At 58.1% G+C, this 12,268-nt stretch carries 10 protein-coding genes; 5 read left to right on the forward strand and 5 right to left on the reverse strand.

Annotated features, from left to right (window positions below; translation table 11 throughout):
- Nucleotides 1-17 precede the first annotated feature (17 nt).
- The gene (locus K7H94_RS02045; protein WP_021509743.1) at nt 18-575 is read right to left on the reverse strand and encodes a YtfJ family protein; all 558 of its coding nucleotides are present in this window, start codon (nt 573-575) and stop codon (nt 18-20) included.
- A gap of 313 nt (nt 576-888) precedes the next feature.
- On the opposite strand from K7H94_RS02045, the gene K7H94_RS02050 reads away from it, so the two are divergent.
- Nucleotides 889-1,095, forward strand: coding sequence for a DUF1107 domain-containing protein (locus K7H94_RS02050; protein ID WP_031280153.1), 207 nt, complete (start codon nt 889-891; stop codon nt 1,093-1,095).
- Nucleotides 1,096-1,151: 56 nt separating this feature from the next.
- Here the strand turns inward: K7H94_RS02050 and paeA are convergent, their stop codons facing one another.
- Nucleotides 1,152-2,495: a polyamine export protein PaeA gene (paeA, locus tag K7H94_RS02055; protein WP_021509741.1), complete on the reverse strand. Its 1,344-nt coding sequence runs from the start codon at nt 2,493-2,495 to the stop codon at nt 1,152-1,154.
- A 454-nt stretch (nt 2,496-2,949) separates the two neighbouring features.
- Here paeA and tamA point away from each other — a divergent pair, with 454 nt between their 5' ends.
- Genes tamA through K7H94_RS02070 form a run of 3 tightly spaced genes read left to right on the forward strand, consistent with a single transcriptional unit; the run spans nt 2,950 to nt 8,812 of the window.
- Entirely contained in the window at nt 2,950-4,689 is a 1,740-nt protein-coding gene (gene tamA, locus K7H94_RS02060; protein WP_031280152.1) for an autotransporter assembly complex protein TamA, read from the forward strand.
- Nucleotides 4,686-8,456: an autotransporter assembly complex protein TamB gene (gene tamB, locus K7H94_RS02065; RefSeq protein WP_222951564.1), complete on the forward strand. Its 3,771-nt coding sequence runs from the start codon at nt 4,686-4,688 to the stop codon at nt 8,454-8,456. The genes tamA and tamB overlap by 4 nt, the downstream gene beginning before the upstream one ends.
- A gap of 2 nt (nt 8,457-8,458) precedes the next feature.
- Nucleotides 8,459-8,812, forward strand: a complete 354-nt coding sequence (locus tag K7H94_RS02070; RefSeq protein ID WP_031280151.1) for a gamma-glutamylcyclotransferase family protein — start codon at nt 8,459-8,461, stop codon at nt 8,810-8,812.
- 80 nt (nt 8,813-8,892) lie between these two features.
- Here K7H94_RS02070 and ppa read toward each other — a convergent pair whose 3' ends face one another.
- The 3 genes from ppa to K7H94_RS02085 all read right to left on the reverse strand — a co-directional run bounded on the left by ppa (nt 8,893) and on the right by K7H94_RS02085 (nt 10,454).
- Entirely contained in the window at nt 8,893-9,423 is a 531-nt protein-coding gene (gene ppa, locus K7H94_RS02075) for an inorganic diphosphatase (RefSeq protein ID WP_021509737.1), read from the reverse strand.
- A 100-nt stretch (nt 9,424-9,523) separates the two neighbouring features.
- Entirely contained in the window at nt 9,524-9,973 is a 450-nt protein-coding gene (locus K7H94_RS02080; protein ID WP_021509736.1) for a DUF441 domain-containing protein, read from the reverse strand.
- 67 nt (nt 9,974-10,040) lie between these two features.
- Nucleotides 10,041-10,454 carry a lysozyme inhibitor LprI family protein gene (locus K7H94_RS02085; RefSeq protein WP_021509735.1) on the reverse strand — a complete coding sequence of 138 codons (414 nt, stop codon included), beginning with the start codon at nt 10,452-10,454 and terminating at the stop codon, nt 10,041-10,043.
- Nucleotides 10,455-10,626: 172 nt separating this feature from the next.
- Between K7H94_RS02085 and K7H94_RS02090 the strand changes: the two genes are divergently transcribed.
- Nucleotides 10,627-12,186, forward strand: a complete 1,560-nt coding sequence (locus tag K7H94_RS02090; protein WP_222952007.1) for a methyl-accepting chemotaxis protein — start codon at nt 10,627-10,629, stop codon at nt 12,184-12,186.
- The last annotated feature ends 82 nt before the right edge of the window (nt 12,187-12,268 follow it).

A 12,268-nucleotide genomic window follows, 5' to 3' on the forward strand; every position in this document is an offset into this window, starting at 1 on the left:
CACCCGCTGTGGCGCGATCACGCCTGCAGCAGCTGATGGATCAGTTTCATCGCCTGCTGCACTTCATCCTGCGTCAGCGGACCGTCTTTGGCGTAACGCACATGGCCGGTGTTATCCAGAATCACTATTGCCGAACCGCCTTTCTCCAGCTGCCACGCCTTGCGCGCGTTGCCGTTGCTGTCGACAATAAACTGCGACCACGGATACTGCTGTTTATTGCTCTCAATGCTGCTGCGCACAAACATCCCGGTGCCGGGAATGGCATCATCGGTATTCACCACCGTGGTGGTTTGATAGCGGTCGTGCGGCAGCTGGGCGGCTTTGATGGCTTCAATCAGCGCGGCGTTCTGTTCTTTGGCTGACGAGCGTCCGGCAATGTGCAGGATGACCCGCACTTTGCCACTCAGCTGGGCGCTATTCCATGGCTGGTAGCGAAACTTCTCCTGCTGATACAGCAGTTCTCCTTTGTCATTAACGCCGACTGCCGGTACGCGCTCGCCAACCTTAAACGCGTGGGCTGAGGCAAGGCTGGGCAGCAGCAGCGCCAGGGCTATCACGGAATGTGCCAAACGCATGGTAATGCTCCTTAGTGATCCGACCAGTTATTCATGTTTTTGCAATATTAGGCGTGGATGATGCGCCTGTCGCGATGAGATAGCAGCTTTGTAACCCATGCCACAATTCCTTAACCAATGAAGGTTTATACTGGATTTTGTGATCGTTATGACAGAGTTCTCTGTAATGATGTGTCAATTCAGTAAAAAATCCATTTTTTCGGAACATCGGCAAGGAATCATGTTCTATAGTTATGCCTCATTTGCGCTTCAAGGGCTCGTACCGAATTTGGCAACGGCGAAGCGTATTACATCTGTTCAGGAGTTAAACAGCATGAAGATCTTCCAGCGCTATAATCCGCTGCAAATTGCGAAATATGTAAAGACGCTATTTAAAGGAAGGTTGTACATCAAGGATGTTGGCGCGTTTGAGTTCGACAAAGGCAAAGTCATGTTGCCGCGCGTCAAGGATAAACAGCACCTTAGCGTGATGTCAGAAATCAACCGCCAGGTGCTGCGGCTGCAAGCCGAGTACAACTAAGCAAAAGAAAGGGCGCCGCTGGCGCCCTGAATCTTTCTGTAACCGCACAATCACTGCTACGCGGCAGGCCCTTCAGACTCATCCAGCGTACTCTTCGACACATTCAGCACCGGCGGGCGATCGTCAATGCGCGTCACCAGCAGCTGGTCGATGCGGTAGCTGTCGATATCCACCACCTCAAATTTGTAGCCGGAGAATTTGACGAAATCGGTGCGTTTGGGGATCTTACGCAGCATATACATCATAAAGCCGCCGATGGTCTCGTAGTTGCCGGACTGCGGGAACTCGTCGATATCCAGCACGCGCATCACGTCATCAATCGGCGTACCGCCTTCCACCAGCCAGGAATTCTCGTCACGCGCCACAATCTGCTCTTCCAGCCCCTGACCGACCAGATCGCCCATCAGCGTGGTCATCACGTCGTTAAGCGTGATAATCCCGACCACCAGCGCATATTCGTTCATGATCACCGCGAAGTCTTCGCCAGCGGTTTTAAAACTCTCCAGCGCCTCTGACAGCGTCAGCGTATCCGGCACAATCAGCGCCGAACGAATCTGCACGCCGCTGTTGAGCGTCATGCTCTGGTTGCCCAGCACGCGCAGCAGCAGCTCTTTGGAATCAACGTAACCAACGATATGGTCGATATCGCCGTCGCACACCAGAAACTTCGAATGCGGGTGTTGCGCGATTTTGGTTTTCAGGCTGGTTTCGTCTTCGTGCAGATCGAACCACACGATATTTTCACGCGAGGTCATGGACGAAGGCACGGTGCGTGATTCCAGCTCAAACACATTCTCAATCAGCTCGTGCTCCTGCTTGCGCAGCACGCCGGCCAGCGCGCCCGCTTCTACCACCGCGTAAATATCATCCGAGGTGATGTCATCTTTACGCACCATCGGCAGCTTAAAGATGCGAAAGAACACGTTGGCCAGGCCATTGAACAGCCATACCAGCGGGCGGAAAACCAGCAGGCAGAAGCGCATCGGATTGATGATGCGCAGCGCGATGGCTTCCGGCGCGATCATGCCGACGCGTTTTGGCGTCAGGTCGGCAAACAGAATAAACAGGCTGGTGACGATGGTGAAGGAGCAGATAAAGCTGAGCTGATCCGCCAGTTCCGGCTCCATAAAGCGGTTGAACAGGCTGCTGAAGGCGGGCGAAAACGCCGCATCGCCGACGATACCGCCGAGAATCGCGACGGCGTTGAGGCCAATCTGTACCACGGTGAAGAACATGCCCGGCTGTTCCTGCATCTTCAGCACGCGCTGCGCGTTGATGTTGCCTTCATCGGCCAGCAGTTTCAGTTTGATCTTGCGGGCAGCCGCCAGCGAGATCTCCGACAGAGAAAAAAATGAACTGATTACGATCAGTAAAAGAATGACAAGCAGGCTATCAAGCATAAAAGATCCGTTGGGTTAATCACTTGTCATTTTTGGCCTGGGCAGCGCGAAGAGGCGTACATCCGGTACTTACCCGTCAAACAGGGCTATCCGTGCCAAAAATGTCTGCGCCAGTTCGACAAAGTCACGTTAACGTCGGGGCAGAAATGCGTGCAGGCGAGGCCTGCTGGTCGCTGATTATAGCAGCAGCGCTATTGCTGCCGCCAGCGGCGTGATTGGCCGGCTCGGATTAATCCGAGTGGCGGCTGGCGGTGCGCAGAAGCGCGGCTTCGTTGTTGTATCGGTACGCACATTTACCGACAATAGCAGTCGATTTGGCTTAGCGGCCGTTTTTACGCAGCCGCTCGCAAAAAAGAGCGGCTATGCTGATGGGTATGCAAGGTGTGGTGATACCCTTTCCACCAGAGTTAACGCCCCTGCGGAATAGGGGCAGGCATTATTAACAGGAGTACGCGTGCCGCGATTTCATGCTTATTGCTTGGCCAGCCTGCTGCTTGCCGCACCTGCTGTTGAGGCAGCCAAAGTGCGACTGCAGCTGGAAGGCCTGACCGGGGAGTTACAGAAAAACGTCAGGGCGCGCTTGTCCACTATCGGCAGTGACGAGGTGTCGAACGACGGCCGTTTCCAGGCGCGCGTGGCTGCCGCGATCAAAGAAGGCCTGCGCGCGCTGGGCTATTACGAGCCGCAGATCGACTTTGAATCACGCCCGGCACCGCCGCAGGGTGGCCGTCCGGTGCTGATTGCCCGCGTCACCGCCGGTGAGCCGGTGAAGATTGGCGGCAGCACCATCGTGGTGGAAGGCGCCGCAAAAGACGATCCTGATTATCAGGCGTGGGTGAAGCAGGGCAGGCCGAAAGTCGGCAGCCAGCTTAATCACGGCGACTACGATAAATTCAAAAACGGCTTCTCCAGCCTGGCGCTGCGTAATGGTTACTTCGACGGTGACTTTAAGCAGAGCCAGCTTGGTGTCTCGGTCGAACGGCGCTTAGCGTTCTGGGATATCGACTACGACAGCGGCCCGCGCTATCGCTTCGGCGATGTCAGCTTTGAAGGCTCGCAAATCAATGAAGCCTATCTGCGCAACCTGGTGCCGTTCAAAAAGGGCGATCCCTACAGCTCACGCGATCTGGCCGAACTCAATCGTCGCCTCTCCGCCACCGGCTGGTTTAATTCTGTCGTCGTGGCACCGGAGTTCGATAAAGGGCGCCAGACCAAAGTGCTGCCGCTCAGCGCCGCCGTGTCGCCGCGCGTGGAGAACACCATCGAAGCCGGTGTCGGTTACTCGACGGACGTCGGACCGCGGCTGAAAGGCACGTGGAAAAAGCCGTGGATCAACGACAGCGGCCACAGCCTGACCTCCAGCGCCTATATCTCCGCGCCGGAGCAGCAGCTTGATCTCAGCTATAAAGTGCCGCTGCTGAAAAGTCCGCTGGAGCAGTACTACACCTTCTCCGGCGGCCTGAAACGCACCGATCTCAACGACACCAAATCGGACACCACCACGCTGGCGATGTCGCGTAACTGGGACAGCAGCTCCGGCTGGCAGCGCGCGGTTAACCTGCGCTGGAGTCTCGACCACTTTACTCAGGGCAGCGTCACCAACACCACCATGCTGCTCTATCCGGGCGTCAGCCTGAACCGCACCCGTTCGCGCGGCGGCCTGATGCCGACCTGGGGCGATTCACAGCGCTACTCGGTAGACGTGTCGGACACCACCTGGGGCTCGGACGTCGACTTCCTGATCCTGCAGGCGCAGAACGTGTGGATCCGCACGCTGGGCGAGAAGCATCGCTTTGTGGCGCGCGGTAACCTTGGCTGGATTGAAACCAACGACTTTGAAAAAGTGCCGCCCGATCTGCGCTTCTTCGCCGGCGGTGACCGCAGCATTCGCGGTTACAAATACAAAGATATCTCGCCGCGCGACGACGAAGGCAAACTCACCGGTGCCTCAAAGCTGGCCACCGGCTCGCTTGAGTATCAGTACAACGTCTCCGGCAAATGGTGGGGTGCGGTATTCGTCGACTCCGGTGAAGCGGTCAACGACATCAAGCAGAGTAACGTTAAAACCGGTGCAGGCTTCGGCGTGCGCTGGTCTTCTCCGGTAGGGCCGATCAAGTTTGATATCGCGCGCCCGATTGGTGACGACAAGGAGCATGGATTGCAATTTTATGTAGGACTGGGGCCTGAACTATGAAGCTGTGGAAAAAGGTCCTGATCGGTATCGGTATTTTCCTGCTGGTGCTGTTGGCCAGCGTGGCGTTTCTGGTGGGCACTACGCCCGGATTGCATCTGGTGTTTAAAGGTGCCGATCGCTGGGTACCGGGCCTGTCGATTAACAAGGTGGAAGGCGGCTGGCGCGATCTGACGCTGAGCGGCGTGAAATACCAGATGCCGGGCGTCAGCGTGGATGCCGGGCGCTTCCATCTGGCGCTCAACCTCAACTGCCTGCTGCACTCCTCGGTGTGCGTGAACGATATCGCGCTGCAGGATGTCAGCGTGGTGGTCGACAGCAAAAAAATGACTCCCGCCAGTGCGCCGCCGCCGGAAGAGGAGAGCGGCAGCAGCAATCTCAGCACGCCATACCCGATTACCCTGAGCCGGGTCAGCCTGCATAACATCAACGTTAAAGTCGATGACACCGCCATTTCGCTGCTCGATTTCACCAGCGGCCTGCAGTGGCAGGATCGCGCGCTGACGCTCAATCCCACCCATATCCAGAGCCTGCTAATCGCGCTGCCGAAGGCGGCGAAAGTGGCGGACGAACAGGTGGTGCAGCCTAAAGTACAGCAGCCGCAGCCGGATGAAAAACCGCTGGGCGAAACGCTGCAGGCGATGTTTGCCGAGCCGCTGCTGCCGGCACTGCCGGATTTCCAGCTGCCGCTCGATATCAATGTGCAGCAGCTGTTGGGTGAGCAGTTGCGCATCACCGGCGATACGGATGTGGCGATTACGCGTCTGCTGCTGAAGGCCAAAACTACCGACCGGCATGTGCAGCTGGAGACCTTTGACGTCGACTCGCCGCAGGGACAGATCAACGCCAGCGGCGATGCCCGGCTGGCGGATAACTGGCCGGTCAATTTTGTGCTCAACGGCTCGCTGAATCTCGATCCGATTAAAGGCGAGAAGATCAAACTGAACCTCGCCGGGGCAATGCGCGACGAGCTGAAGCTGGGCCTGAATCTCTCGGGGCCGGTGCGTGCCCAGCTGGACGCCGCCGCACAGCCGGCGGTCGCCGGTCTGCCGCTGTCGCTCAAACTCACCAGCCCGCAGCTGCGCTGGCCGCTGACCGGTCCGGTGCAGTATCAGGCGGATAATCTCGACTACCAGTTCAGCGGCAAAGCCACCGACTACGTGATGTCGCTGCGCACTGCGGTGAAGGGCGAAGCGGTGCCGCCGGCCACCATTACGCTGGACGGTAAAGGCAACGTGCAGCAGTTCAGTCTGGATAAACTGCGTGTGGCGGCGCTGCAGGGCAACATTGACCTTAGCGCGCTGGTGGACTGGAGCAAAGCCATCAGCTGGCGCAGCGAACTGACGCTGGCGGGCATCAATACCGCTAAACAGTATCCTGACTGGCCGGCGAAGCTCGACGGTAAAATCACCACGCGAGGTAGCCTGTACGGCGGTAGCTGGCAGCTCAGCGTGCCGCAGCTGGCGCTGAAGGGCAATGTGAAACAGAACGCGGTGAGCGCCGAAGGCTCGCTGACCGGCAACAGTTACAATCAGTGGAAAATCCCCGGCATTGACATCGCGCTGGGGCGCAACCATCTCGACGTGAAGGGCGAACTGGGCGACGCGCTAAATCTGGATGCCAGTGTCGATGCGCCGCATCTGGATAATGCGCTGCCGGGCCTCGGCGGCGTAGCCAAAGGCACCATCAAGGCGCGCGGTACGCTGCAGGCGCCCCAGCTGCTGGCCGATCTTACCGCCAGCGGCCTGCGCTGGCAGCAGTTGCAGATCCGCCGTGTCACGCTGCAGAGCGATGTGAAATCCAGCGACCAGGTCGCCGGTAAACTGCAGTTGCGCGTGGAGCAGCTGCAGCAGGACGCGCTTAAGATCGGCCTGCTGACGCTCAACGCCGACGGTAACGAGAAGCAGCATCAGCTGAAACTCAACGTGCAGGGCGAGCCGGTCTCCGGCCAGCTGGCGCTCAACGGCAGCTTTGACCGCCAGACGCAGCGCTGGCAGGGCAATCTCAACAATACGCGTTTTGACACGCCGGTGGGCGAATGGCGCCTGACGCGCGCGATGACGATTGACTACCTGAACAGCAAACAGAGCGCCACCATCGGGCCGCACTGCTGGCAAAACCCCAACGCGCAGCTGTGCGTGCCGGAGCCGATCGAGGCCGGAGCCAGCGGCCATGCGCACGTGGTGCTGAACCGCTTCGATCTGGCGATGATCAAGCCGTTCCTTACTGATGCCACCCAGCTGAACGGCGTATTCAGCGGTGATGCGCGCGTGAACTGGACCGCCGACGGCGCGCTGCCGACCGGCACGGTGTCGCTTAAAGGAAACGGCGTAAAAGTGGTGCAGGATGTGCAGGGGAATAACCTGCCGATCGCCTTCGATACGCTCAACCTGAATGCGGCGCTGCGTAATGGACGCGCGCAGCTCGACTGGCTGATTCACATCGTGAATAACGGTCAGCTGAGCGGCAACGTGCAAATCGCCGATCCGGAGAATCGCCGCCAGCTGTCAGGCAACATCGGCATCAGCAACATTTCACTGGCGATGCTCAACCCGGCGCTGATGCAGGGCGAGAAGATCAAAGGCAACCTCAACAGCAATCTGCGCCTCGGCGGTACGCTGCAGCAGCCGCAGATCTTTGGTCAGCTGGGGCTGAGCGATGTTGATGTGGATGGCAGCTTTATGCCGGTTGATCTCACCTCGGCCAATCTCAACCTGGTGTTTAACGGCATGAGTTCCACGCTCAACGGCCTGATCCAGACGCAGCAGGGTAATCTCAATCTGGGCGGCAACGCGGACTGGAGCCAGCTGGATAACTGGCGCGCGCGCGTTACTGCGCAGGGCAGCCGTATTCGCGTTACCGTTCCGCCGATGGTGCGGATGGACGTTTCGCCGGACCTGGCGTTTGAAGCCACACCGGCGGCGTTCAACCTTGACGGCAAGGTTGATATTCCGTGGGCGCGCATCACGGTGCAGGAAGTGCCGGAGAGCGCTACCGGCGTGTCGTCGGATGAGGTGATGCTGGATGAGAACCTCAAGCCGATTCAGCCGAAAACCGCCGCAATCCCAATCAACAGCAATCTGGTGATCCATGTCGGCAACGATGTGCGCCTCTCGGCCTTTGGCCTGAAAGCGCGCCTCAACGGCGATCTCAAACTGGTGCAGGATAAAACCGGCCTGGGCTTAAACGGACAAATCAATATTCCTTCCGGCCGTTTCCACGCGTATGGTCAGGATCTGATTGTGCGTAAAGGCGAGCTGCAGTTCGCCGGTCCGCCGGATCAGCCGTACGTCAACCTGGAGGCGATTCGTAACCCGGAAGCCACCGAGGATGATGTGACAGCCGGTCTGCGCGTCACCGGGCTGGCCGACGAGCCGAAGGTGGAGGTCTTCTCCGATCCGGCGATGTCGCAGCAGGAGGCGCTGTCTTACCTGTTACGCGGTCAGGGACTCAGCAGCGATGGCGACAGCAACGCCTTAACCTCGGCGCTGGTTGGACTGGGGGTTGCACAAAGTGGTCAGGTTATGGGTAAAATCGGCGAGACCTTCGGCGTCAGTAACCTTGCGCTTGATACCACCGGTGTCGGCGACAGCCAGCAGGTGCAGGTGAGTGGTTATGTGCTGCCGGGTCTGCAGGTAAAATACGGTGTTGGCATATTTGATTCACTGGCGACGCTCACTTTGCGTTATCGCCTGATGCCCAAACTCTATTTGGAAGCCGTGTCGGGTCTCGATCAGGCACTGGATTTGCTCTATCAGTTTGAGTTTTAGCAATGCGAATAATTGTCTACGGCAGTTTACGGCGCAAACAGGGAAATAGTCATTGGATGACCAATGCGCAATGGCTCGGCGACCATCAGATTGAAGGGTTTGCGCTCTACAATCTCGGTCACTATCCGGGCGTGGTTGAGGGGGACGGCACGGTGTACTGCGAAGTGTATCGCATCGACGCCAGTACCCTCGGCGAGCTGGATGCCTTGCGCAGCAAGAACGGCGAGTATAAGCGCCAGCTGATCCAGACGCCCTACGGCAGCGCCTGGCTGTACGTGTATCAGCGTTCGATTGCCGGTCGCACCCGCATCGCGAGTGGCGACTGGTTACGGCGCGATGACGCCGCAGAAGCGTAAATAAAAACACCGCCCAGTGGGCGGTGTTTTTTTATCTGCCGATCGCCGTATATAGCGATGCGACAGCGCTGACAGAAAACTTACTTCTTCTGTGCGCGCTCGAAAGAGGAGATGATTTCAGCTTTAGCCGCTTCCGCGTTGTCCCAGCCGTCAACCTTCACCCATTTGCCTTTTTCCAGATCTTTGTAGTGCTCGAAGAAGTGGGTGATCTGCGCTTTCAGCAGTTCTGGCAGGTCGTTCACATCTTTAATGTGATCGTACTCTTTGCTCAGCTTGGTGTGCGGAACCGCTACCAGTTTGGCATCTTCACCTGATTCGTCGGTCATCTTCAGCACGCCCACTGGACGGCAGCGGATCACTGAACCTGGCTGCAGCGGATACGGGGTTGGCACCAGTACGTCAACCGGGTCACCATCCAGAGACAGCGTGTGGTTGATGTAACCGTAGTTGCACGGATAGAACATGGCGGTAGACATGAAACGGTCTACAAACAGGGCGCCAGACTCTTTGTCCACTTCATATTTGATCGGATCGGCGTTGGCCGGGATCTCGATGACGACATAGATATCTTCTGGCAGATCTTTACCTGCAGGCACCTGGTTCAAACTCATCTGGCTTTCCTTCATTAGTCGTAAGTTGAGTGACGGCTATTATAGCCAACTGACTCTGAAAGTATGCCCCCTTTTTGGCGTTTCGGAATGGTCCAGCAGGCTACTTCGTGGTGACAAACAGCGACACAATCCCTGCGGCGATTAGCGGCCCGACCGGCACGCCGCGAAAGAACGCCACACCAATCACCGTGCCAATCAGCAACCCGCCAATCACCGACGGCTGCACGCTCATTAAACTGACGCCGCGACCGCCGAGCCAGGCAACAAATACGCCAACGATAATCGCCACAATGGATTGCCAGTTAGCAAAGGATTTCAGCAGCGACGAGGCCGGCAGCGTGCCGCTTGCCAGCGGTGCCATGACGGCCACGGTGAGAATAATGATACCAATCTGGATGCCTTGCTTTTCGACGTAGGGAAAGAACTGTGCCAGCGGCGTGAGCTTAATCACCAGCAGGATGAGAATCGAAATGGTAACGGCGCTGTTGTGGACGAAGTAGCTCAGGATGGCGAGGCAGATAAGAATGAGGGTCGAGGCGTAGGCAGCCATGGTTTCTCCGTGAATAATGGGCGCGCTGACCGTGGCCAGCGCTAAGCGTGTTTAACGCCCCCATTTATCAACAATCATCGGGATTGGCGCAACTGCCTTTGTTGATTGATTGCAGCATCAGCGCCTGGTTGCGCACCAGACTGACGCCCTGCGCGCCCACTGACAGCGCCGCCATGGAGCCCTGACTGCTGAGGAAATAGCTGCGGCTGGCATCGGTCCAGCTATCACGGTAGGCCAGCCAGGCGCGCTGCGCATTGCGCAGTTTGTCTTTGGGCTCACCGGTTAATTTCTTCATCAGCTGACTATATTGCGCATTCATCTCTTTGTCCCACGCCTTATTGGCCGTGCTGTAGCACTGCGACATGCCGGCGGTGCTGGACTCTTTATTCAGGCATTGATTGAGCTGCTGATCGATAGGGTTTTGCTGTGCCATTGCCACGCTGGACGCGAACAGACAGGCGAGCGGAAGCCATTTTTTCATCGTTACATTCCTTGCTTTTAGCGCTACGAACTTCAGGAAATCTGAAGCGTAGATGATCGTAATCAGGTTGACCATCAATGAAGGATAAAGTTTCCCCCGGTCACTGCCGATAATCTCTCCGTTTTAGGGCTACTGGATTCTCCCTTTTTTAAAGCGCACGGGAATTATCATGATCACACAGCTATCTATACGCACGGCTTTACTCTCTCTTTTGGCCTTTATGACGCTGCTGCTGCTGGCAGTGAGCGGTATGGGCATCTACGCCATCAATTCCGGCAACCAGTCACTTGACGCCATCAACCGTATTCAGGGCATTGAACTCAACAGCCTGTATCAGAGCAACGCCGATCTGATGCGTGCCCGCGCCAGCGCCGCGCTGGCGGTGCGCAAAATCGAAATCGGCCTGCTGGACGAGGGCGCGACCGTTACCAAACAGGCGCAGGCGGATGTCGCCAGCTCGCAACGCCATCTCACCGCGTTTATTGATGCCGGTACCGTCACCGCGCAGGGCAAAAGCCTCGCTGATGCGGTCGCGGCCGCGTTCAGCGCGTATCAGAAAGGTGCCATGGCACCCATGATGGATGCGCTGCAAAAGCAGTATACCGATGAGTATTACCAGGTGCTGGAAGGCAACCTGTCGCAGCTGGCGGCTAACTATTCCAAGGCAGTGAACGACTTCAGCTTATATGCCGACGAAGTCTCTGCCGCACGTCTGGCGGCAGCGGCACACAATGAACTGCAGATGAAGATCATGATTGGCGTCGCCGTCGCGCTGACCCTGGTGCTGATTGCGCTGGCCTGGCTGCTGCTGCGCCGCGCGCTGCTGCGTCCGCTGGACGGGGCGATCCAGCATCTGGAGCAGATTGCAGCCGGCGATCTGTCGCAGCCGCTGCCGGCTGCGGCCAATAACGAAATCGGCCGTCTGAACCAGGCGCTGACGGGAATGCAGCTGGCGCTGCGCAACTCGGTCAGCCAGGTGCGTGAAGCCAGCCTGCAGATTGACGTCGGCAGCCGCGAGCTGTCCGCGGGCACGGTGCATCTGTCGCAGCGCACGGAAGAGTCGGCGGCCTCGCTGGAGCAGACTGCCGCCAGCATGGAGCAGCTCACGGCCACCGTCCGGCTTAACGCCAGCAACGCGCAGCAGGCCAACCAGCTGGCCAGTAGCGTGTCCGATACCGCCGACCGCGGCGCGGAAGTGGTGTGCTACGTGATGGAGAAGATGCGTGAGATCACCCACAGTTCCGATCGGATCGCCGATATTCTCAGCGTGATCGACGGCATTGCGTTCCAGACCAACATCCTGGCGCTCAACGCCTCGGTGGAAGCGGCGCGTGCCGGTGAGCAGGGGCGCGGTTTTGCCGTGGTTGCCAACGAAGTGCGCACCCTGGCCGGGCGCAGCGCCAGCGCCGCCAAAGAGATTCGTGAGTTGATCAGCGAATCACAGACGCGGGTCAAAGAGGGCAGCGACATGGCCACGCGCGCCGGCGAAACCATGGATGAGATCTCCAGTGAAGTGATGCGGGTGACCGCGCTAATGAAAGAGATCTCCATCGCCTCGGAAGAGCAGAGCCGCGGCATTGAGCAGGTCAATCAGGCGGTGACGCAGATGGATGAAGCCGCGCAGCAAAACGCCGCGCTGGTGGAGCAGGCCAGTGCCGCTACGCAGTCGCTGGAAGCGCAGTCGCAGCAGTTGCAGGCATCTATGGCACAGTTCCGCGTGCAGGCGGCATAGTTATGATGTGGTCAGGGATGACCGGTAACGTTGCCTGTGTTCGCCCTGATGGATGGCGACGCGGGAGAAGATAACGCGGTAA

This window comes from Pantoea dispersa, from assembly GCF_019890955.1.
GTDB lineage: Bacteria > Pseudomonadota > Gammaproteobacteria > Enterobacterales > Enterobacteriaceae > Pantoea > Pantoea dispersa.

What these genes read in the sequence shown, in the direction of transcription:
- K7H94_RS02070 (WP_031280151.1), top strand. Translation starts at nt 8,459, where the DNA reads ATGCGAATAATTGTCTACGGCAGTTTACGGCGCAAACAGGGAAATAGT.
- paeA (WP_021509741.1), bottom strand. Translation starts at nt 2,495, where the DNA reads ATGCTTGATAGCCTGCTTGTCATTCTTTTACTGATCGTAATCAGTTCA.
- ppa (WP_021509737.1), bottom strand. Translation starts at nt 9,423, where the DNA reads ATGAGTTTGAACCAGGTGCCTGCAGGTAAAGATCTGCCAGAAGATATC.
- K7H94_RS02050 (WP_031280153.1), top strand. Translation starts at nt 889, where the DNA reads ATGAAGATCTTCCAGCGCTATAATCCGCTGCAAATTGCGAAATATGTA.
- K7H94_RS02045 (WP_021509743.1), bottom strand. Translation starts at nt 575, where the DNA reads ATGCGTTTGGCACATTCCGTGATAGCCCTGGCGCTGCTGCTGCCCAGC.
- tamB (WP_222951564.1), top strand. Translation starts at nt 4,686, where the DNA reads ATGAAGCTGTGGAAAAAGGTCCTGATCGGTATCGGTATTTTCCTGCTG.
- K7H94_RS02085 (WP_021509735.1), bottom strand. Translation starts at nt 10,454, where the DNA reads ATGAAAAAATGGCTTCCGCTCGCCTGTCTGTTCGCGTCCAGCGTGGCA.
- K7H94_RS02080 (WP_021509736.1), bottom strand. Translation starts at nt 9,973, where the DNA reads ATGGCTGCCTACGCCTCGACCCTCATTCTTATCTGCCTCGCCATCCTG.